General features: G+C 38.2%; 19 protein-coding genes and 2 tRNA genes. 19 read left to right on the forward strand and 2 right to left on the reverse strand.

Annotated features, from left to right (window positions below; genetic code table 11):
- The 13 genes from NST66_RS26085 (at position 1) to NST66_RS26145 (ending at position 12,695) form a co-directional block, all read left to right on the forward strand.
- On the forward strand, positions 1-954 hold the full coding sequence (locus NST66_RS26085) for a ribose-phosphate diphosphokinase (protein ID WP_014462059.1): 954 nt from the start codon (positions 1-3) through the stop codon (positions 952-954).
- A 187-nt stretch (positions 955-1,141) separates the two neighbouring features.
- On the forward strand, positions 1,142-1,771 hold the full coding sequence (locus NST66_RS26090; RefSeq protein WP_028412640.1) for a 50S ribosomal protein L25/general stress protein Ctc: 630 nt from the start codon (positions 1,142-1,144) through the stop codon (positions 1,769-1,771).
- A gap of 139 nt (positions 1,772-1,910) precedes the next feature.
- Entirely contained in the window at positions 1,911-2,468 is a 558-nt protein-coding gene (pth, locus tag NST66_RS26095) for an aminoacyl-tRNA hydrolase (RefSeq protein ID WP_028412641.1), read from the forward strand.
- 59 nt (positions 2,469-2,527) lie between these two features.
- Positions 2,528-2,758 carry an anti-sigma-F factor Fin family protein gene (locus NST66_RS26100; protein WP_340843743.1) on the forward strand — a complete coding sequence of 77 codons (231 nt, stop codon included), beginning with the start codon at positions 2,528-2,530 and terminating at the stop codon, positions 2,756-2,758.
- Between the two features lie 69 nt (positions 2,759-2,827).
- Complete coding sequence (gene mfd, locus NST66_RS26105) at positions 2,828-6,358, forward strand: transcription-repair coupling factor (protein ID WP_028412642.1); 3,531 nt, start codon at positions 2,828-2,830, stop codon at positions 6,356-6,358.
- A gap of 249 nt (positions 6,359-6,607) precedes the next feature.
- On the forward strand, positions 6,608-7,144 hold the full coding sequence (gene spoVT, locus NST66_RS26110) for a stage V sporulation protein T (protein WP_028412643.1): 537 nt from the start codon (positions 6,608-6,610) through the stop codon (positions 7,142-7,144).
- Positions 7,145-7,373: 229 nt separating this feature from the next.
- The gene (locus NST66_RS26115) at positions 7,374-8,978 is read left to right on the forward strand and encodes a putative polysaccharide biosynthesis protein (RefSeq protein ID WP_028412644.1); all 1,605 of its coding nucleotides are present in this window, start codon (positions 7,374-7,376) and stop codon (positions 8,976-8,978) included.
- A 12-nt stretch (positions 8,979-8,990) separates the two neighbouring features.
- Positions 8,991-10,451, forward strand: a complete 1,461-nt coding sequence (gene mazG, locus NST66_RS26120) for a nucleoside triphosphate pyrophosphohydrolase (protein WP_340843744.1) — start codon at positions 8,991-8,993, stop codon at positions 10,449-10,451.
- Positions 10,452-10,471: 20 nt separating this feature from the next.
- Complete coding sequence (locus NST66_RS26125; RefSeq protein WP_013054875.1) at positions 10,472-10,738, forward strand: RNA-binding S4 domain-containing protein; 267 nt, start codon at positions 10,472-10,474, stop codon at positions 10,736-10,738.
- 99 nt (positions 10,739-10,837) lie between these two features.
- Positions 10,838-11,143, forward strand: coding sequence for a sporulation protein YabP (gene yabP / locus NST66_RS26130; RefSeq protein WP_013054876.1), 306 nt, complete (start codon positions 10,838-10,840; stop codon positions 11,141-11,143).
- On the forward strand, positions 11,140-11,763 hold the full coding sequence (gene yabQ, locus NST66_RS26135; RefSeq protein ID WP_028412646.1) for a spore cortex biosynthesis protein YabQ: 624 nt from the start codon (positions 11,140-11,142) through the stop codon (positions 11,761-11,763). The genes yabP and yabQ overlap by 4 nt, the downstream gene beginning before the upstream one ends.
- Before the next feature lie 4 nt (positions 11,764-11,767).
- Positions 11,768-12,139, forward strand: a complete 372-nt coding sequence (locus tag NST66_RS26140) for an FtsB family cell division protein (RefSeq protein ID WP_013054878.1) — start codon at positions 11,768-11,770, stop codon at positions 12,137-12,139.
- A gap of 88 nt (positions 12,140-12,227) precedes the next feature.
- Positions 12,228-12,695, forward strand: coding sequence for a S1 domain-containing RNA-binding protein (locus NST66_RS26145; protein WP_013054879.1), 468 nt, complete (start codon positions 12,228-12,230; stop codon positions 12,693-12,695).
- Between the two features lie 121 nt (positions 12,696-12,816).
- On the opposite strand, the gene NST66_RS26150 is transcribed toward NST66_RS26145, so the two are convergent.
- A tRNA-Glu gene (locus tag NST66_RS26150) sits at positions 12,817-12,888 on the reverse strand.
- 10 nt (positions 12,889-12,898) lie between these two features.
- Positions 12,899-12,972, reverse strand: a tRNA-Met gene (locus NST66_RS26155).
- A gap of 312 nt (positions 12,973-13,284) precedes the next feature.
- On the opposite strand from NST66_RS26155, the gene spoIIE reads away from it, so the two are divergent.
- The 6 genes from spoIIE to ftsH all read left to right on the forward strand — a co-directional run bounded on the left by spoIIE (position 13,285) and on the right by ftsH (position 21,552).
- Positions 13,285-15,762 (forward strand): stage II sporulation protein E, encoded by a 2,478-nt coding sequence (spoIIE, locus tag NST66_RS26160; RefSeq protein ID WP_013054880.1) that lies wholly within the window; start codon positions 13,285-13,287, stop codon positions 15,760-15,762.
- Positions 15,763-15,833: 71 nt separating this feature from the next.
- Positions 15,834-16,574: a VWA domain-containing protein gene (locus NST66_RS26165; RefSeq protein ID WP_340843745.1), complete on the forward strand. Its 741-nt coding sequence runs from the start codon at positions 15,834-15,836 to the stop codon at positions 16,572-16,574.
- Positions 16,543-17,508 carry a protein kinase domain-containing protein gene (locus NST66_RS26170; RefSeq protein WP_034263697.1) on the forward strand — a complete coding sequence of 322 codons (966 nt, stop codon included), beginning with the start codon at positions 16,543-16,545 and terminating at the stop codon, positions 17,506-17,508. The genes NST66_RS26165 and NST66_RS26170 overlap by 32 nt, the downstream gene beginning before the upstream one ends.
- A gap of 96 nt (positions 17,509-17,604) precedes the next feature.
- Positions 17,605-18,981: a tRNA lysidine(34) synthetase TilS gene (tilS, locus tag NST66_RS26175; protein WP_028412648.1), complete on the forward strand. Its 1,377-nt coding sequence runs from the start codon at positions 17,605-17,607 to the stop codon at positions 18,979-18,981.
- A 27-nt stretch (positions 18,982-19,008) separates the two neighbouring features.
- Positions 19,009-19,548 (forward strand): hypoxanthine phosphoribosyltransferase, encoded by a 540-nt coding sequence (gene hpt, locus NST66_RS26180; RefSeq protein ID WP_028412649.1) that lies wholly within the window; start codon positions 19,009-19,011, stop codon positions 19,546-19,548.
- Between the two features lie 93 nt (positions 19,549-19,641).
- Positions 19,642-21,552, forward strand: a complete 1,911-nt coding sequence (gene ftsH / locus NST66_RS26185; RefSeq protein ID WP_013054885.1) for an ATP-dependent zinc metalloprotease FtsH — start codon at positions 19,642-19,644, stop codon at positions 21,550-21,552.
- Positions 21,553-21,568 lie beyond the last annotated feature (16 nt).

The raw sequence follows: 21,568 nt of genomic DNA on the forward strand, positions 1-21,568 counted from the left end.
ATGTCAAATGTATATGCTGATGAAAATTTAAAGTTATTTACGCTAAATTCAAACAAGGCTTTAGCTGAAGAGATCGCAAAAGTAATTGGTGTGGAATTAGGTAAATGTTCGGTTGATCGTTTCAGTGACGGTGAAATTCAAATTAACATTGAAGAAAGTATCCGTGGTTGTGATGTATTTATCATTCAATCAACAAGTGCTCCAGTTAACGAACACTTAATGGAATTATTAATTATGATTGATGCATTAAAACGTGCATCAGCTAAAACAATTAACATCGTTATGCCTTACTATGGCTATGCTCGTCAGGATCGTAAAGCTCGTGCACGTGAACCAATCACTGCCAAATTAGCAGCAAATATCATTGAAAAAGCGGGAGCTACTCGTATTATCACATTAGATTTACATGCTCCTCAAATTCAAGGTTTCTTCGATATTCCAATTGACCATTTAGTAGGTGTTCCAATTTTAGGTGAATACTTCAAGAGTAAAAACCTTGATGACGTTGTTGTTGTATCTCCGGACCACGGTGGCGTAACGCGTGCTCGCCGTTTAGCGGAACGTCTAAAAGCGCCGATCGCTATCATTGACAAACGTCGCCCACGTCCAAACGTAGCAGAAGTTATGAACATTGTTGGACAAGTGGAAGGGAAAACAGCAATCTTGATTGATGACATGATTGATACAGCTGGTACAATTACAATTGGTGCAAGTGCATTAATTGAAGCAGGTGCAAAAGAAGTATATGCTTGTTGTACACACCCAGTTCTTTCAGGCCCTGCGATTGAGCGTATTCAAAACTCTACAATCAAAGAGCTAGCTGTAACAAACTCTATTGCTTTAACAGAAGATAAGAAAATTGGTAAAGTAACAGAACTTTCAGTAGCTCCGTTAATTGGTGAAGCGATTATTCGTGTTCACGAAGAGCAATCAGTTAGTACGTTATTTGATTGATAAACAGAACCTCTTTCCATTTGGAAAGAGGTTTTTTAAAAAAAAATTAAATGGGCTAATCCTTGGTTTTAAAGGGATTTGGACGGGATGAGCAAAGAGTATATTGCTGATTGAAACGAGTTTTATGTTTAGCAGCCTTCTAAAAAGGGTACATTTTAAGTAGAAAACATACTGGAAGGTGAATAAAATGAGTATTTCAATTCAAGCAAATAAAAGAACGGATTTCAAAAATTCTACAAATAGAAAAATTCGCGACGAAGGAAACTTCCCAGCGGTTGTTTACGGAAATAAAACAGAATCCACGCCTATTTACTTAAACAGTGCTGATTTTATTAAGACTATTCGTGAAGCAGGACGCAATGGAGTGTTAACATTACAAGTGGACAAGCAAAAATATTCCGTAATGTTACATGATATTCAAACCGATCCATTAAAAAACGAAATTGTCCACGCCGATTTCCAAGTGGTCGACATGAAGAAAGAAATTGATACTGAAGTTTCTTTATCTCTAGTAGGAGAAGCAAAAGGAACAAAAGAAGGCGGCGTATTACAGCAGTCTCTATATGAAATTTCATTAAAAGGCTTGCCGCAAGATATCCCATCATCTATTGATGTAGATGTATCAGATTTGGGAATTAACGATACAATTACAGTAGGGGATATTAAGGTAGATAAAAAGCTAGAAATTACGCATGATGCAGAAGATACAGTTGCTTCTGTACTACCTCCTCAACAGGAAGAAGAGCCGGATAGCGGCGAAGTTCAGGATGCTGAAGGCGACGTTGAAGCAACAAAAGAAAAAGATAGCGAAGAATAATATAAAAAGACGTAACCAAAAGGTTACGTCTTTTTGTGTGAATTGATTATAATAAAAGTGATACTATATAGTAATGTAAAACATTAAAGACATTTACCTATTATGTACAACTTACATAGAGTGGAAAGGAGTATCTATTTTGAAATTAATCGTTGGTTTAGGGAATCCTGGAAAAGAATATGACCGTACTCGTCATAACATAGGATTTATGGCAATTGATAAAATTGCCGAACAGTTTATGATTTCATTAGATAAAACAAAGTTTAACGGAATATATGGAACAGGTATAATAAGAGGAGAAAAAGTCATATTATTAAAGCCTCTAACATATATGAATTTATCAGGAGAAAGTATTCGCCCGTTAATGGACTATTTTGATATAGACGTCGAAGACTTGCTTGTTATTTACGATGACTTAGATTTGCCGTGCGGAAAAGTAAGATTGCGTACAAAAGGAAGTCCAGGCGGCCATAACGGAATAAAATCAATTATTCAGCATTTAAAAACCCAAGAGTTTAACCGAATTCGTATTGGGATTGATCGTCCGAAAAACGGTATGAAAGTAGTTGACTATGTACTAGGGCGCTTTACAGAAGATGAAATGGTTCATATGGAAGAAGCGATGAAAACGTCTGTGCACGCGAGTGAAGACTTTTTAGGTCAAACGTTCTTAGAAGTAATGAATCGCTATAATTAAGCAGAATAAAATTTCTCTCAATCGTCCATACTAACACTAAAAGATTTGGGAGGATTTGTATGTCTATTCATTATTTCTGTAGACATTGTGGCGCAAAAGTCGGTATGATAGAAAAGACAGCTCACAATACAGAAGCACTCGGTTTTAATCACCTGACCGCAGATGAACGAAAAGACTTTATTAACTACCATAATAGTGGAGACATCGTGGTTAAAATTATTTGTGAAGACTGTCAAGAAGCGCTAGAACGAAATCCAGACTATCATCAGTACGAAACATTTATACAATAAAAAGCTTTGGTCTCAAACCAAAGCGTTTTTCTGTTTAGTTTAGACATATCATGGGAGGAGGGAATTCCTTTGCGAGGGATTAGACAGCAATTTGAAGAAAATAAAGAAATTGGAGCTGTTGTCAGCAGTTTAGAAGAAGGTTTGAAAGAACAGTTAGTAACGGGAATTTCCGGTTCAGCTCGATCTGTATTAATGGCACTCTTAAATGAGGATAAAAAATACCCCTTATTAGTAGTGACTCATAATTTATATCAAGCCCAAAAAGTGTATGAAGACCTTTTGCACCTTTTACCGGAAAAAGACGTTTTCTTATACCCTGTTAACGATTTAGTTGCTACAGAAGTGGGGATTGCAAGTCCAGAATTAAAGGCTCAGCGAATTGAAGTACTCAATTATTGGAGTCAACATACAGGTGGAGTAGTTGTAACCCCGCTTGCAGGAATTCGAAAGCTGCTGCCTCCTAAAGCAAGATGGGAGCAAACGCAGCTGCCGTTTCAAATGGGAATTGACATCGACGTCGATCATTATTTAAAAAGGTTAGTTGAGTTGGGTTATGAGCGGGCATCGATGGTTTCAGCTCCGGGTGAGTTTAGTGTGCGCGGAGGAATCATTGATATTTATCCGTTAACAGAAGAGCTACCTGTCCGAATTGAACTATTTGATACCGAGATCGATTCCATTCGTACGTTTACAATTGAGGATCAACGCTCTCAAGAACAGTTAAAAGAAATTTCAATCGGCCCTGCTACGGAAATCATTGTGAGCCAAAATGAAGTGGCCCAAGGAATTGAAGAACTAGAAGCACAGCTGGCTTCGACGCTGCAGCAAGTGAAAAACGCAGCGCTAAAAGCTACCTTAACAGAAAATATTAAAGGTGAAATTGAACAGCTGCGTCAAGGTCAACTTCTTGAAAATATGTTCAAGTATTTATCATTCTTTTACGAATCGCCTGCTAGTTTACTAGATTATTTACCAGAAGGTGGCCTTGTCATCTTTGATGAAACAACTCGAATTCAAGAGACGTCTGATCAGCTTGAAACAGAGGAAGCTGAATGGATAACAGAATTATTAGGACAGGGGCAAATTGTTCGAGATGTTCAATTATCTCATAAGCTCCCATCTCTTATTCAGCGAGCAAAACATCAGTTTTTATACTTATCGTTATTTTTGAAGCACGTATCGTATACGAGTCCGCAAAATATTATTAATATTTCATGTAAGCAGATGCAGCAGTTTTACGGCCAAATGAACTTATTAAAAAGTGAAATTGAACGTTGGAAAAATGCTAATTATACGGTAGTCCTCTTAGGAGCAGATAAAGAGCGCGTGAAAAAACTCGAAGGTGTGCTAGCAGATTATGATATTGATTCATCTATTTTAGATGGAAATGGTCAGCTTGTGCCAGGTCTTGTTCAAATTATTGAAGGCGATTTACAAATGGGCTTTGAACTGCCGATGCAAAAACTAGCAGTTTTAACCGAGGAAGAATTGTTTAAAAAGCGGATCAAGAAATCAAAGCGTCGTCAAAAGCTTTCCAATGCAGAGCGTATTAAAAGCTATTCAGAGTTAAACGTAGGTGACTATGTCGTTCACGTGAACCACGGTATTGGCCGTTATTTAGGAATGGAAACGTTAGAGATTAACGGTAATCATAAAGATTATATCCATATCAAATATGAAGGCTCTGACAAGCTGTACGTTCCTGTTGAACAGATTGATCAAGTACAAAAATATGTAGGCTCTGAAGGGAAAGAGCCGAAAGTATATAAACTTGGCGGAAATGACTGGAAGAAAGTGAAACGAAAAGTTGAGTCTTCTGTTCAAGACATCGCTGATGACTTAATTAAACTGTATGCAGAGCGCGAAGCAAGTAAAGGTTATGCATTTTCCCCGGATGGCGATTTACAGAGAGAATTTGAAACAGCTTTCCCTTATCAAGAAACCGAAGATCAGCTTCGTTCTGTACAAGAAATTAAAAAGGATATGGAACATGAAAGACCAATGGATCGTCTGCTTTGTGGGGACGTTGGATACGGAAAAACGGAAGTAGCCATTCGTGCTGCGTTTAAAGCTGTGACAGATGGAAAACAAGTGGCTATTTTAGTGCCAACCACTATTTTAGCTCAGCAGCATTATGAAACCATCCGTGAGCGTTTTCAAGACTACCCAATTAATATTGGGCTATTGAGCCGCTTTCGCAGCCGTAAACAGCAGCAGGAAACAATTAAAGGGCTAAAAAACGGGACCGTAGATGTAGTGATTGGTACACATCGTTTACTATCTAAAGATGTGATTTATAAGGATTTAGGGTTGTTAGTTATCGATGAAGAGCAACGTTTTGGTGTAACGCACAAGGAAAAAATCAAGCAAATGAAAGCAAACGTTGATGTCCTTACACTTACAGCAACACCTATTCCACGAACATTACATATGTCTATGTTGGGCGTAAGGGATTTGTCTGTTATTGAAACGCCGCCTGAAAATCGTTTTCCGGTTCAAACATATGTAGTGGAGTATAATCCGGTTCTAGTTCGTGAAGCGATTGAGCGTGAGTTAGCGCGTGATGGCCAAGTTTACTTTTTATATAATCGCGTAGAAGATATTGAACGAAAAGCAGAAGAAATTTCGATGCTCGTGCCTGATGCTAGGGTAACGTATGCCCATGGAAAAATGAATGAAACAGAACTCGAAGCAGTTATCTTAAGCTTTTTAGAAGGCGAATATGACGTGATTGTGAGTACAACTATTATCGAAACAGGAGTAGATATTCCAAATGTAAATACGCTTATTGTCAACAATGCTGATAAGATGGGATTATCACAACTGTATCAATTAAGAGGACGCGTAGGTCGTTCAAATCGCGTGGCATATGCGTACTTTACGTATCATAAAGACAAAGTACTGACAGAAGTAGCTGAAAAGCGTCTGCAAGCTATTAAAGAATTCACCGAATTAGGTTCTGGTTTTAAAATTGCTATGCGTGATCTTTCAATACGTGGCGCCGGAAACCTACTGGGTGCTCAGCAGCATGGATTTATCGATTCTGTCGGTTTCGATCTCTACTCACAAATGCTTAAAGAAGCGATAGAGGAAAGACGCGGGTCTGACGGAGAAAGTGTGAAATTTAATGTGGAAATGAATCTGGACTTAGACGCGTATATCCCTGATCAGTACATTACAGACGGCCGCTTGAAAATTGAGATGTATAAGCGCTTTAGAGGAATTGAAGCACTAGAGGATATTCAAGAATTGCAAGATGAAATGATTGATCGTTTTGGGGAGTATCCGGCTGAGGTTGAGTATTTGTTTAAAGTAGCTGAAACAAAAGTATATGCAACGCAGAACCTAGTAGAATCTATTCTTCAGTCAAAACAAGAAATTTCTATTCTGCTTTCTGAAGAAGCGAGCTCAACGATAGACGGCCAAAAATTATTCATGCTAGGTGATCAATTTGGCAGAATGGTCAGCTTAGGTATGGAAGGCAAGAAAGTAAAATTAGTGGTTAACGTAAAAGGACTTGCTCAAAAAGAATGGCTCAATATTGTGTATCAGTTAGTAAAAGGAGTAGCCACTGTTAAAAAAGAACAAGTTACGAATTAAAAAGAAGGCTCATTTTTGAGCCTTCTTTTTATATAGCCGAAATAAAAATGTCCAAATCCCCATGTTTTGGCGGTTTTTTGGACATTTTTTTAATAAAAGCACACTTTTTAACAAAAAAAGAGATGGTTGGTGAATAGAAGTTGTAGAGTGAAGAATACTAACCTCAACAAAGGTGAACCTTTTATCATATAGCCATCAGTGATATTCACCAACTATTTTAATCATCATATGAAAGAGAGGCTTCAATGAATGAAAGCAACAGGTATTGTTCGTCGTATTGATGATTTGGGTCGCGTTGTGATTCCAAAAGAAATTAGAAGAACACTTCGCATCCGAGAGGGAGACCCGCTAGAGATTTTCGTCGATCGCGATGGAGAAGTTATTTTAAAGAAATATTCGCCAATTAGTGAATTAGGAGATTTTGCAAAAGAGTATGGCGAAGCGCTATACGATAGCTTAGGTCATCCTGTACTTATTTGTGACCGCGATGTATTTATTGCGGTAGCAGGAAGCTCTAAAAAAGAATACTTAAATAAAAACATTAGTTCTTTAGTAGAATCTGTTATGGAAAGCCGCAGTTCTTCTTTAGTAACTGATGGGAAAAACCTTGAATTTGTCGATGGATACGAAGAAAATATTTCTTCTTACACAATCGGTCCGATTATTGCAAATGGAGATCCGATTGGAGCTGTTGTCATCTTCTCAAAAGAGAAGTCTCTTGGTGAAGTAGAGCATAAAGCAGCCGAAACGGCAGCTAGCTTCTTATCTCGTCAAATGGAGCAGTAAGCGTAATTATCTTTATTTTACATTATTTACTGAAAAGGTAGCAGTTTCTGCTACCTTTTTTCATGCTGTCTTACCTTAGAAATAAAGAGAACATGATATAATGGTACGGTATTTTATTTATTGGAAAGTGCAGGATGTTTTATAAGAACAAAGCGCTATTCTTCTACAGTTAGCGGCTCATAAAAAGCGTTGTTCACATAATTACAAGCTGCAGGTGAAAGGTGTAGGAATGCAGAAACAATCAAAGCTCTATTCTATTTTTAACGGCGCGATTATTTTAACGCTCGCAGGTTTATTTACGAAAATCTTAAGTGCTACTTACCGTATTCCATATCACCATATTGCGGGAGATATAGGGTTTTATATCTATCAGCAAGTTTATCCGCTATATGGAATTGCGCTACAGCTAGGTACATACGGTTTCCCTGTAATTATTTCAAAGTTAGTAGCCGATTATGTGGCAACAAATCGGAGAAAGGAAATCCGAGGAATACTTCAAGTTTCATTTGCTTTTTTGTTTGTAGTAGGCTGCATAATGTTTTCCCTCCAATATATCTTTGCAGAAACGATTGCCGAGTGGATGGGAGATCGTCAGTTAACGCTTCTCATTCAAATTATTTCATTTTCGTTTTTACTTATTCCGTTTATTGCTGTCATTCGTGGTTATTATCAAGGATTATATAATATGTTTCCTACTGCGTTGTCTCAAATCGCAGAACAAATTGTGCGAGTAGGGACTATTTTGTGCCTATCTATTTTCTTTATCCACCATGGGTATGGTCCTTATACTGCAGGAGCAGGAGCTATTTTTGGTTCCATAACAGGCGGTATAACATCTCTTATTATTTTATGTTTATTTGTTTTTAGAACAAAGACAAATTCTAAGGGAGTATTTCAACGCATAAAAAAAGCAGACATCAAAAAAGTAGTGAAAATCCTTATTATTCAAGGTTTATTAATTTGTATCAGCGCTATGGGTCTGCTGTTTATTCAGCTTATTGATTCCTTTACATTATATTCCGGTCTGACGGCGCATGGCATGGCTGAACAGGCAGCAAAAGTTTCAAAAGGTATTTATGACCGTGGACTTCCGTTGATTCAATTAGGTACAGTAGTAGGTACAGCTTTTTCACTTTCACTTGTACCCGTTATTTCTTCAGCCATTGCGAAAAAGAACTTGTCATTTGTGCTTGAAAAAGTTCAGCTGTCTCTCCGACTATCGCTTGTAGTCGGAGTTGGAGCAGCCTTTGGCTTGATTGCGCTGATGAAACCCATTAATATGCTTTTATATAGTAACTCCGACGGAACGGACGTTTTACAAATTTTGAGCTTGTTAGTTATATTTACAACCGTAGCAGCAACTGCTGGAGCTGTGCTTCAGGGGATGGGAGCTGTTTTCGCACCTGTAATAGCCGTCATCGCTGGCATGACGGTTAAACTGATATTGAATCTTTGGCTAATACCAGATTTTCAAACCATAGGAGCAGCCATTGCTTCCTCAGCTGGATTCGCTATTGTTGCAGCAATCAATCTATTTTGTCTGTATAAAAAGCTAGCTGTATCGCTCGTTCCGAAAAAGGCGAGTGGAGGTATTTTTATAACGGGCATAGCAATGGTCATTCTTTTGCAAAGCTATTTATTTTGTTTACATCACTTTGTATGGTCTAATGGTTTAGATACGAGCAAACAAGTGGTTGAAACAGGATCTGGTGTTTTAATAGGCGGTTTGTTTTATTTGTTTATCATTATGAAACAACATATTTTTACCGAAGAGGAATTACGTTTACTTCCAATGGGAAGTGTTTTAGCTAAATACGTATTAAAAAATAAATAAGAAGGTGAAGCAATGACAGGTAAAGTAACAGTTATTGGTTTAGGAGCAGGCGATTTAGAGCAGCTACCCGTAGGCATCTATCGCTTGCTGCAGCAGGAAAAGCATATTTATATGCGCACAAAAGAACATCCTGTAATCAAAGAATTAGAAAGTGAAGGCTTGACGTACGTATCCTATGATGACGTATACGAATCTTATGATGGATTTGAAGAGGTATATGAACATATATCAAATGATTTAATCGATAAAGCTTCAGTAGAAGAAGTGGTTTATGCCGTTCCCGGGCATCCTTTAGTGGCAGAACGTACGGTTCAATTACTTTTACAAAAAGGAAAAGAACGCAGCATTCCTGTTGAAATTAAAGGGGGACAAAGCTTCTTAGATCCAATTTTTGGTGCACTAAAGATCGATCCTATTGAAGGATTTCAGCTGCTAGACGGAACAGGCTTAAAGCGAAGCGAAATAGAGTTAACGGGTCATGTTCTAATTGCTCAAGTGTACGATCAGTTCGTTGCTTCAGAGGTAAAACTAACGCTGATGGAACACGTTCCTGATGATTACCTCGTTTACATTGTAACGGCAGCGGGAAGCAGTGAAGAAAAAATCCAGCCGATCAAGCTGTATGAATTAGATAGAGAAATGTCGCTCAATAACTTAACGACTATTTATGTCCCTCCAGTAGCGGACGAAACGGTTTTATACCATCAATTTGACTCATTCAGAAGGATTATTGCCACGCTCAGAGGGCCAAACGGATGTCCTTGGGATCAAAAACAAACGCATGAATCGCTCAAGCGCTATTTGCTAGAAGAGTCTTATGAGTTATTAGATGCAATTGACCGTCAAGATGACGATAATATGATTGAAGAGCTCGGTGATGTATTGCTGCAGGTATTGCTTCATGCACAAATCGGTGAAGATGAAGGAATGTTTTCAATTGATGACGTCATTCGCAGTGTTTCAGAGAAAATGGTAAGACGCCATCCGCATGTATTTGGGGAAGTGAGCGTGAATGATGCAGATGAGGTCTTAAAAAATTGGGATGAAATCAAAAAAGAAGAAAAAGGAGAGGAGCCTTCTTCTCTGTTAGCTTCTGTACCTGGGGCTATGCCTTCTTTAATGAAAGCGCACGGATACCAAAAACAAGCTGCAAAAGTTGGTTTCGATTGGTCAGAAGTTGAACCTATGTGGGAAAAAGTACAGGAAGAACTTGCTGAATTCCAAGATGAAGTACAGCATGCTGATAAAGAAAAAATGAGCGATGAATTTGGAGATATTTTATTTGCTTTAGTGAATATTGCAAGATTTTATAAAATCGACTCTGAAGCTGCATTAGCTAAAACGAATACAAAATTTTTAAATCGATTTCAATATATTGAAGAAAAAGTGAGAGCTTCTGAAAAACCATTTGAATCTTTTTCGTTAAAAGAGTTAGATGAATTTTGGGAAGAAGCCAAAAAAACAGGTTTGTAAAACAGAAAGGTGAGGGAATTATGAGGTTAGATAAATTTTTAAAAGTATCACGTTTAATTAAGCGCCGTACATTGGCAAAAGAAGTATCAGACAAGGGCCGTATTACGATTAATGGTATCGTTGCAAAAGCAAGCACAAATGTGAAAGTAGGAGATGAATTAGCCATCACATTTGGCACGAAGAAAATTACCGTTAAAATAGAGGCTCTTCAAGAAGCAGCTAAAAAAGAAGAAGCAGCTAATTTGTACTCAATTGTCAAAGAAGAGCGTATTTCATCTGAAGTATAACTGATGAAGGCTTGTTCTAAATCACCTTTCTCATTCATATGTTTTAAACAACAGATAACAAGAGCGAATGCTCTTAATGAATGAGGTGGGGATGAAGATATGAGCCAATTTTATGAAACAAGCAATTCAAATAAAGACCATACTCCAAATCATGATTTAGTGATGAAGGGTCGGCGTCTCTTAGATATCACGGGTGTGAAGCAGGTAGAGAGCTTTGACAATGAGGAATTTTTACTTGAAACAGTGATGGGTTTCTTGTCAGTTAGAGGGCAAAATCTGCAAATGAAAAATTTAGACGTTGATCAAGGAATTGTATCGATAAAAGGAAAAATCTTTGATATAGTTTACTTAGATGAGAACCAATCGGAGAAGGCTAAAGGATTCTTTAGTAAGTTGTTTCGATGAGTTTAAACATTCAGCTCTATACAATGCTTGCGATGGTATCGATGGGAAGCGGTTTAGGTGCTTCTCTCGATACTTATCGTTACTTTGTTAATCGCTCTAAATCACGCCCATGGTTTGTATTTGTAAATGACGTATTGTTTTGGATGGTGCAAGCTCTTCTCATTTTTTATGTGTTGTTTTTAGTGAATGAAGGAGAACTGCGTTTGTATGCGTTTCTTGCTTTGTTTTGCGGCTTTGCCGCGTATCAAAGCTTATTTCAATCACTGTATTTAAAAGTATTAACATTTACTGTCTCGAGCGTATTAAGTTTATATCGAGGTGTTTTAACGCTTAGTAATATTTTTTTGGTCAAGCCTATCCGCTTCTTTATTCATATTCTACTTGTAGTCGCTTTAGGGATCTACCGAGCTGTTCATAAGCTGCTCGTATTCTGTCTAAAGCTTATTTACTTACCGACTAGGTGGGTTCTTTTCGTATTTTGGAGAATGATGCCTAAACCTGTAAAACGATTTTTACATATGGGTTTTCGGTATATAGAAGGAATTTACAATCGTGCAAAGAATATGATAATGAGAGTCGTTGCATGGGTGAACACTTTAAAAAACAAGGGGGACGACTAATTCAATGAGTGCGGTACGAAAAAAAAAGGTCGCGAAGTTAAATACTGATTATAGCCATAAACAAGAACAAATTAAACAAAATACAGATCGAAAGCGTATCGGTTTAATTAGGCGTTTGACTGTTTTCGGAGTGTTGGCCTTAATCATTGGTGGATTGATGGTATCAGCTTTAATTACGCAAACCTCAGCTATTGAGAACAAAAAAGCTGAGAAGGTAAAATTAGAACAGCAGCTGACAAAATTACAAAGCAAGCAAAAACAGTTAAAAGGTGAAATCGTCAAGTTAAATGACGATGATTATATTAAAAAGATTGCCCGCAGAGATTATTTTTTATCAGAAGACGGGGAAATTATCTTTAATGTAAAAAAAGACTAAACGTATGGTTCGTTGACAGTGTATTTTTGCTTTTTGTATAATATAATAAATTGATTTCTTTTATCATTTAAGGAGGAGCATTTTTTTTATGTCAATCGAAGTAGGCAGCAAGTTACAGGGAAAGGTAACAGGTATTACGAACTTTGGAGCTTTTGTTGAGTTACCAGGAGGTTCAACAGGCTTGGTTCATATCAGTGAAGTAGCTGATAATTACGTAAAGGACATTAACGACCATTTAAAAGTGGGCGACGAAGTTGAAGTCAAAGTAATTAACGTTGAGAAAGATGGTAAAATTGGTCTTTCAATTAAGAAAGCGGTAGACAAACCAGAACGTCCAGAAAGACCAGAGCGTCCTGCAAGAGCGCCACGCTCAGACCGTCCACGTGATTCACGCCCACAACGTAATAACAATCGTGGTGGCGGTAATGATTTCCGTACAAAAGAAACATTCGAACAAAAAATGAATCGTTTCTTAAAAGACAGTGAAGAACGTTTATCTTCCCTAAAACGCCATACCGAATCAAAACGCGGTGGACGCGGTGCAAAACGCGGTTAACTTGCTGCTTATATCAAATAGATAGCGAGTTTTTGGAAAGTACCTTTTATCTAAAAGGTGCTTTTTTTATATGTAAAAAAGAGTAGAAAAAAAGCATGTACTTGTTGTACATGCTTTTTGATGACCCGTACGGGATTCGAACCCGTGTTACCGCCGTGAAAGGGCGGTGTCTTAACCGCTTGACCAACGGGCCGTTATTCGAGTAGCGGCGGAGGGGATCGAACCCCCGACCTCACGGGTATGAACCGTACGCTCTAGCCAGCTGAGCTACACCGCCATTATACGTTCTCTAAAAGACATTTATAATAATATAAAAAAGCAGGGTTATTGTCAATAACTTTTTTGTTATTTTTATAGACTTTTATTTGCTTTTAAAAAAGAATGATGAGCATAGGCTTTCTCTGGGGCGAACAGTATCTCTCATATTTTTTAAATCTCCATGTAAGATTGTACATCTTTTTGTATAGTTTTCAATATAATACTAGAAAATAGTCGAACGATTATAGGTATTTTGCTAGTCCGTTTGACAAAATTTCACCTTTCGCCGCGATATAATAACGAATAAGTATAATTAGCGGGTGGTGGGAGAATGCAAAAGACGGAAAGAGATTTTGCAAGTCCAACAACAGAGGCGGTATTTAACCGAACTAGATTAGAAATGTCCCGTGTATTTACAAAGGCGGGTATGAAAACGGAAAAGGTGTTATTTCAATGGGGATTATTGCTGCTAGTCGTAGGTTTCTTATTAGGACGAGCGTTAATTTTAATGAAAATCATGCCATTTGCTTTGCCATTCTTTGCAGCCGTAATGGCTATAAAGAAAGAAAAAGCACCGTTAGCAAGTTTAGCCGTATTGGCAGGGGCATTTAGTGTTTCCATTCAAAATGGAGGTACCGTATTTGCTACACTATTTGTTTTCTTACTAATTCATCGATTTAGCGGCATACTGACAATGGATCCGTTAAAGAAACTGCCGTTCACTGTATTTAGCGCGATGTTACTTACAAAACTAACTATTTTTTATGTGTTTACCAAGGAATTCACCATGTATGATTTTACATTTGTGGCAGTAGAAGCAGGGTTGAGCTTTATCTTAACAATGATTTTCCTACAAAGCGTGCCTTTAATTTCATATCGAAAGCGAAAACAATCATTAAAAACAGAAGAAGTGATTTCTCTTATTATTTTGTTGGCATCTGTTATGACAGGGACAATAGGGTGGATGATTTACGGCCTTTCGGCTGAACATATATTATCTCGTTACTTAGTACTAGTTTTTGCGTTTGTATCTGGCCCTACGATAGGAGCTACGGTCGGGGTCGTAACCGGTTTAATTTTAAGTTTCGCGAATGTTTCTAGTTTGTACGAAATGAGTTTACTCGCTTTTTCTGGCTTGCTTGGAGGACTTTTAAAAGACGGTAAAAAGCTAGGGGCAGCTCTAGGGCTGGTTGTTGGTTCATTGCTAATTGGCCTATATGCTCAGGCAGATCAAGGATTGACGACTAATTTGTATGAATCACTGACGGCCGTTGTCCTATTTTTATTAACCCCATCTTTTGTTTTGAAAAACTTAAGTAAACTAGTACCAGGGACATCTGAAAATATGCTTGAACAACAGCAGTACGTGCGTAAGATCCGAGATGTAACAGCAAATCGCGTAGAACAGTTTTCAAATGTTTTTCAAGCACTTTCCAAAAGCTTTACGCAAAATGGATTTTACGATGAAAAGCCAAGCGCTGATAAAGAAGTTGATTATTTCTTAAGCAGCGTTACCGAAAGGACGTGCCAATTTTGTTTTAAAAAAGAACAATGCTGGGCACAGCAGTTTGATACAACCTATGAATATATGAAGGAAATTATGCTTGAAGTTGATAATGGCACTCTTGAACAAAATCCAAGGCTAATTCGAGAAATGGACAAACATTGCGTGAAATCGAAAAAAGTCATCGATGTGATTGAGCATGAACTTACGTATTTTAAAGCCAATCAGCACTTAAAAGCACAAATTCAAGAAAGTAGAAGGATTGTAGCAGAACAGCTTCACGGTGTCTCTGAAGTTATGGGGAATTTTGCAAAAGAAATTAAGCGAGAGCGCGAAAATTTAAATGTACAAGAAGAACAGATTTTAGAAGCTCTTCGTAACTTTGGGATGGAAATCAATCAAATTGAAATTTATAGCTTAGAACCTGGAAATGTAGATATTGAAATGTGGGTGCCATATTGTCACGGAAGAGGAGAATGCGAGAAAATTATTGCGCCAATGCTTACGGATATTTTAGGTGAAAGTATTGTAGTAAAGAACGAAGAATGTGCTAAATATCCTCAAGGCTATTGCCACGTTTCGTTTGGCTGTACAAAAGCATACGTTGTTGATACAGGCGTAGCACATGCTGCTAAAGGCGGAGGGTTTGTATCCGGTGACAGCTATTCCATGATTGAGCTAAACGCCGGTAAATATGCACTAGCTATTAGTGATGGCATGGGAAATGGAGAGCGTGCCCACTATGAAAGCAGCGAAACGCTTCAGCTGTTAAAACAAATTTTACAAACAGGAATAGAAGAGACAATTGCAATCAAATCGATTAACTCTATTTTATCCCTGCGTACAAACGATGAGATCTTTTCGACCTTAGATTTAGCGATGATTGATTTACAAGATGCCAATGTAAACTTCTTGAAAATCGGTTCTACGCCAAGCTTCATCAAACGCGGAGATAAGGTTATTAAAATACAGGCAAGCAATTTGCCAATGGGCATTATTGAAGAATTTGAAGTGGATGTTGTGAATGAACAAATGAAGGCGGAAGACTTGTTAATTATGATGAGTGACGGTGTATTTGAAGGACCGAAACACGTTGAGAACTACGAAATGTGGATGAAGCGAAAAATTGGCGAGCTTCAAACAAACGATCCACAAGAAATTGCAGACTTAATTATGGAAGAAGTTATTCGAACAAAATCAGGTTTAATTGAAGATGATATGACGGTAGTTGTGGCAAAACTTCAGCACAATACCCCGAAATGGTCATCGATTCCTTCTTACGCTTATCGTAAAAAAGCACAATAGTTAGATAGAAGTATATTTTATCTCCTCCTCGTCTATCATGTTAATACTGATAATGAGGAGGGGATTTTTTTATGAAAAAAGGTACATTGAAACAGATGTTGGTCATTACGGACGGTGGTTCGAATACAGGTGAAGATCCGGTAGCAATGGCTGCACTAGCTAAAGAACAAGGAATTAGTGTAAACGTTATTGGTGTGATGGAAGAGGATACAATTGATGAGCAAAGCACGAATGAAATAGAAGGCATTGCCATGTCAGGCGGTGGCGTGAGTCAAATTGTTTACGTAAAACAGCTGTCTCAAACTGTTCAAATGGTTACAAGGCAGGCAATGACGCAAACACTTCAAGGCGTTGTAAATAAAGAACTTCAGCAAATTCTAGGTTCCTCTAATTCAAGATTAGAAGAGTTATCTCCTGAGAAGCGTGGAGAAATCATGGAAGTGGTTGATGAACTTGGGGAAACGGTTGACTTAGAGATTCTTATTTTAGTTGACATGAGCGGAAGTATGAAAAATAAGCTCCCTACTGTAAAGGAGTCGCTGTTAGATTTATCGTTAAGCTTGAATGCTCGCATGGGGCACAATCAATTTTCAATCTTTTTATTTCCTGGGAAAAAGAAAGATGTAGAGAAGCTAATGGAATGGAATCCAAGATTAGAGTCGCTTTCAACGATTTTCCCAAAACTAACAGCAGGAGGTATTACGCCTACTGGACCGGCTATCAAAGAGGCTACTCATTATTTCACCAAAAAGCGCTCATTGAGAGGGTTGTTAAAAAATAATGAACAATACATTGAAGAATCAGGTATGTAACCTATCTCCGGGAACAGAAATTCAAGGGAAATGGCATCACGTCCATTATAAAATTCTTGAGAAATTAGGCGTGGGAGCAACTGGAGTTGTCTACTTAGTCCAATTAGTAAACGGAACGCTAGCGGCGTTAAAAATAAGCTTTTCCAACATGTCCGTTACAGCAGAAGTGAATGTATTAAAAAAGTTGTCTCAAGTCAAAGACAAAGTGCTAGGACCGCGTTTACTTGATGTAGATGATTGGAGCTATGGTTCTCACGCTCTTTCTTTCTATGTAATGGAGTATGTGAAAGGGCAGCCTCTCCTTTCTTTTATCTCAACAAGAGGGACAGAATGGTTGCAAGTGTTTGCAAGTCAGCTCTTAACAGACTTAGAAAACCTTCATGAAGAAGGGTGGGTATTTGGCGATTTAAAACCCGAAAACCTGGTCGTAACATCTAACCCTGTAAAAGTTCGATGGATCGACGTGGGAGGAACAACTCTGCAAGGGCGGTCAATAAAAGAATTTACCGACTTTTATGATCGAGCGCACTGGGGGCTTGGCTCCCGAAAAGCAGAACCGACCTATGATTTGTTTGCCGTATCTATGGTTTTGATTCACGCGGCTTATGGCAAGCGAATTAATAAAACAGACAAACCGGCTGAACAATTAAAACAATTTATATTAACAACAAAGCAGTTGGAGCCTTTCGGAGACGTTTTGTATCAAGCGGTTACGGGAAAGTATAAGTCAGCTAAAGAAATGAAAACAGAGGTGTTATCGGTCGAAAAAAGAAGAGGGGCAAAAAGTAGAGGAACAAAGCCTCAAAACGTTCGTCAACCGTCTGCCCCTCGTGTTAAAGTAAAGAAGAAGCGTTCTCACGTGTTAGAGACGCTACTACTTTGTACGTCTGTAATGTTGATTTATATTTTGTATCTATTTATTCAAGTGCTATAAAGTTTGGAGAAATTGTGAAACTTTCCTTATAGTCATTCGTATAAAGTAAATTAATGATACATTATTGCGTGTACATTATAAGGATGAGTCATTCCTATGGAAAAGCAAGTGAACAATTTTATGACAAAACATCAGTTATTATCCGCAGGCTCTACGGTGGTTGTAGGTATTTCTGGTGGTCCTGATTCTTTAGCGCTGCTGCATTTCTTATGGAGTCTGAAAGAGCAAAAATCTCTTACGATTATTGCTGCTCATGTTGATCATATGTTCCGGGGCCAAGAGTCACAGCAAGACATGGAATATGTGCAGAACTACTGCAAACAATTGAATATTAAATGTGAGGCGAAGCAGATTGATGTTACTGCCTATCAGAAGGAAAGAAAGCTATCTTCTCAAGTAGCTGCCAGAGAATGCCGCTATGCATTTTTTACTCATGTTATGAAGAAGCACAAAGCAAACCTTCTTGCATTAGGACATCACGGAGATGATCAGATTGAAACGATGTTAATGCGAATGGTTCGAGGTAGTACGATGAATGGATACGCAGGGATGCAGCCCAAGCGGCCATATGGGCATGGATTTATTATTAGGCCTTTCCTAGCCGTAACGAAAGAAGAAATCAATCGCTACTGTAAGCTACATGGGCTTACACCTCGAATTGATCCGAGTAATGAGAAAGACTCGTACACGAGAAATCGGTTTCGTCATTACGTTTTGCCATTTTTAAAGCAAGAAAACGTCGCTGTACATGAAAAATTTCAACAATTTAGCGAGAACTTGCATGAAGATCAAGCATACTTAGAGGAATTAACGACCGATGTGATGAATAAAGTAATGAGAAAGAAATTGCAAAATGAAATTCTCATTGATAGAGATTGTTTTCTAAGGATACGCAAGCCTTTACAAAGGCGTGGTATTCAACTAATATTAAACTATCTCTATAAAGAAATTCCTCCAACCCTTTCCTCAGCGCATGTTGACACGTTAGTAGGATTTTGTGAAAGTGAAAAACCGTCTGGGACGCTTGACTTTCCAAATGGTTTACGCATTATCCGATCTTACAACGACTGTCTTTTCACCTTTAATGAGGGGAACATCGAGCCATATGAATTTATTGTTCCGATTCCAGGGGTCGTTGAGCTTCCAAATGGTCACCAGCTTATTTGTGAAATACATAATAAAGTCGAAGATATAAAAGGAAACGATGTTTTTCTTTTAGATGAAGCTCACGATTTACAATCATTAAAGGTAAGGACACGAAAAAATGGCGATAAAATGCGAGTAAAGGGCATGAAGGGACATAAAAAAGTAAAGGATATTTTTATCGATGAAAAAATCCCTTTACACTTCAGAGATCATTGGCCGGTAGTGGAAGATAGCCAAGGAACTATTTTGTGGCTACCTGGTTTGAAAAAATCTGCTTATGAACTGCATACACATAAGTCCAGATATGTTATTTTATACTATAAGTAGCGAAAACTTCTAGGAGGCAAGTAAGGAATGAAGCAGGATATTCAAGAAATTTTGATTTCAGAAGAAGAAATACAACAGAAAGTAAAAGAATTGGGTAAGCTATTATCTGAGGAATACGCTGACCGTTTTCCTTTGGTAATCGGTGTACTAAAAGGCGCTATGCCTTTTATGTCTGATCTAATTAAGCGTGTTGATACATATTTAGAAATGGATTTTATGGATGTATCAAGTTATGGCAATGCGATGGTTTCTTCTGGTGAAGTAAAAATCCTAAAAGATTTAGATACATCAGTTGAAGGTCGAGACATTCTTATCTTAGAGGATATTATCGACAGCGGCTTAACACTTAGCTATCTTGTAGAGTTATTCAAGTACCGTAAAGCTAAGTCAATTAAGATTGTCACACTCTTAGACAAACCAACAGGTCGTAAAGCAGCTATTAAAGCAGATTACGTTGGATTTGAAGTACCTGATGCGTTCGTAGTAGGGTATGGATTGGATTATCAAGAAAAATATCGTAACCTGCCGTATATTGGGGTTCTTAAACCGCAAGTATACAGCAATTAAGAAGCACATATCCAAGTGCAATTTATTGGATAGGATAAATGTTCTATGTTAGTATTGAATACAGTATTTGTTTATCGTGGGAGGAGGTAAGAAATGAATCGGATCTTCCGTAATACCATCTTTTATTTACTTATATTTTTAGTCATTATTGGCGTGGTAAGCTTCTTTAGTGGCTCTAATCAAAAAGCAGAACCAATGAGATACGATACATTTGTTCAACACTTAGACAAAGGTGATGTGAAATCACTCTCTATGAAGCCTGAAAGAGGCGTGTATGTTGTGCAAGGAAAGTTAGATTCTTATAAAAAGGATCAAACGTTCCAAACTTACATCGTAGATGGTGACAAAGCACTTGATCGTATTGACGCTGCTTCAGAAAATAATCAAGTAGAAGTTGATTTTAAACCTGCTGATGAAACAAGCGGCTGGGTAACGTTCTTTACGTCAATCATTCCGTTTGTTATTATTTTCATCCTATTCTTCTTCTTACTGAACCAAGCTCAGGGCGGCGGAAGTCGTGTTATGAACTTCGGTAAGAGTAAGGCTAAGCTTTACAGCGAAGAAAAGAAAAAGGTTAAATTTAAAGACGTAGCTGGTGCAGACGAAGAAAAGCAAGAACTTGTGGAAGTTGTTGAGTTCTTAAAAGATCCTCGTAAATTCGCAGAGCTAGGTGCAAGAATTCCGAAGGGTGTCTTACTTGTGGGACCTCCTGGTACTGGTAAAACATTATTAGCAAGAGCTGTTGCTGGTGAAGCAGGCGTTCCTTTCTTCTCTATCAGTGGTTCGGACTTTGTTGAAATGTTTGTTGGGGTCGGTGCTTCTCGTGTTCGTGATTTATTCGAAAATGCGAAGAAGAATGCTCCATGTATTATCTTTATTGATGAAATCGATGCTGTAGGTCGTCAACGTGGCGCAGGTCTTGGTGGTGGACACGATGAGCGTGAACAAACATTGAACCAGTTGCTTGTTGAGATGGATGGTTTTGGTGCTAACGAAGGTATCATTATTATTGCAGCAACAAACCGCCCGGATATTTTAGATCCAGCGTTATTACGTCCAGGCCGCTTCGACCGTCAAATTACGGTAGATCGTCCAGATGTAAACGGCCGTGAAGCAGTGCTTAAAGTACATGCTCGCAATAAGCCTTTAGATGAATCAGTAAACTTAAAAGCAATTGCTATGCGTACGCCAGGTTTCTCAGGTGCAGATTTAGAAAACTTGTTAAACGAAGCTGCCTTAGTAGCTGCTAGACAGGACAAAAAGAAAATTGAAATGGTCGATATTGACGAAGCAACAGACCGCGTAATTGCAGGTCCAGCTAAGAAAAGTCGAGTTATTTCTAAAAAAGAACGCAATATTGTTGCTTATCATGAAGCAGGACATACAATTATCGGTGTCGTATTAGACGAAGCTGATATGGTACATAAAGTAACCATTGTTCCACGTGGGCAAGCTGGTGGATATGCTGTTATGTTACCAAAAGAAGATCGCTACTTTATGACGAAGCCAGAGCTGCTGGATAAAATTGTTGGATTGCTTGGTGGTCGCGTAGCTGAGGAAATTATTTTCGGCGAAGTGAGTACAGGTGCTCACAATGACTTCCAGCGTGCAACAAGCATCGCTCGTAAAATGGTAACAGAATACGGTATGAGTGAAAAGTTAGGACCAATGCAATTCGGTCAATCACAACAAGGCCAAGTATTCTTAGGTCGTGATTTACACAGTGAACAAAACTACAGTGATGCGATTGCTCATGAAATTGATAATGAAATCCAACGTTTCATTAAAGAAAGCTATGAGCGTGCGAAGCAGATCTTAACGGAAAACCGTGACAAGTTAGAGCTTGTAGCTCAAACATTGTTAGAAGTAGAAACGTTAGACGCTGAGCAGATCAACCACTTAGTAGATCATGGAACTCTTCCAGACCGTTCTAGTCACGTAACAGATGAAGATGTTAAAGTAAACATCCAAACAAAGACAGACGATGAAGAGCCAAAAGCATAAGATCAAAAAAGATCAG

Origin of the sequence: Priestia sp. FSL W8-0524 (genome assembly GCF_038005965.1) — a bacterium.
GTDB classification, from domain to species: Bacteria; Bacillota; Bacilli; order Bacillales; family Bacillaceae_H; genus Priestia; species Priestia zanthoxyli.

Bases quoted from the DNA above. Each gene is read 5' to 3' on its own strand.
- NST66_RS26085 (WP_014462059.1), top strand. From the start codon at position 1: ATGTCAAATGTATATGCTGATGAAAATTTAAAGTTATTTACGCTAAAT.
- NST66_RS26170 (WP_034263697.1), top strand. From the start codon at position 16,543: ATGAACAATACATTGAAGAATCAGGTATGTAACCTATCTCCGGGAACA.
- NST66_RS26115 (WP_028412644.1), top strand. From the start codon at position 7,374: ATGCAGAAACAATCAAAGCTCTATTCTATTTTTAACGGCGCGATTATT.
- mazG (WP_340843744.1), top strand. From the start codon at position 8,991: ATGACAGGTAAAGTAACAGTTATTGGTTTAGGAGCAGGCGATTTAGAG.
- NST66_RS26090 (WP_028412640.1), top strand. From the start codon at position 1,142: ATGAGTATTTCAATTCAAGCAAATAAAAGAACGGATTTCAAAAATTCT.
- NST66_RS26145 (WP_013054879.1), top strand. From the start codon at position 12,228: ATGTCAATCGAAGTAGGCAGCAAGTTACAGGGAAAGGTAACAGGTATT.
- spoVT (WP_028412643.1), top strand. From the start codon at position 6,608: ATGAAAGCAACAGGTATTGTTCGTCGTATTGATGATTTGGGTCGCGTT.
- tilS (WP_028412648.1), top strand. From the start codon at position 17,605: ATGGAAAAGCAAGTGAACAATTTTATGACAAAACATCAGTTATTATCC.
- NST66_RS26140 (WP_013054878.1), top strand. From the start codon at position 11,768: ATGAGTGCGGTACGAAAAAAAAAGGTCGCGAAGTTAAATACTGATTAT.
- hpt (WP_028412649.1), top strand. From the start codon at position 19,009: ATGAAGCAGGATATTCAAGAAATTTTGATTTCAGAAGAAGAAATACAA.
- NST66_RS26165 (WP_340843745.1), top strand. From the start codon at position 15,834: ATGAAAAAAGGTACATTGAAACAGATGTTGGTCATTACGGACGGTGGT.
- NST66_RS26125 (WP_013054875.1), top strand. From the start codon at position 10,472: ATGAGGTTAGATAAATTTTTAAAAGTATCACGTTTAATTAAGCGCCGT.
- NST66_RS26100 (WP_340843743.1), top strand. From the start codon at position 2,528: ATGTCTATTCATTATTTCTGTAGACATTGTGGCGCAAAAGTCGGTATG.
- yabP (WP_013054876.1), top strand. From the start codon at position 10,838: ATGAGCCAATTTTATGAAACAAGCAATTCAAATAAAGACCATACTCCA.
- ftsH (WP_013054885.1), top strand. From the start codon at position 19,642: ATGAATCGGATCTTCCGTAATACCATCTTTTATTTACTTATATTTTTA.
- spoIIE (WP_013054880.1), top strand. From the start codon at position 13,285: ATGCAAAAGACGGAAAGAGATTTTGCAAGTCCAACAACAGAGGCGGTA.
- yabQ (WP_028412646.1), top strand. From the start codon at position 11,140: ATGAGTTTAAACATTCAGCTCTATACAATGCTTGCGATGGTATCGATG.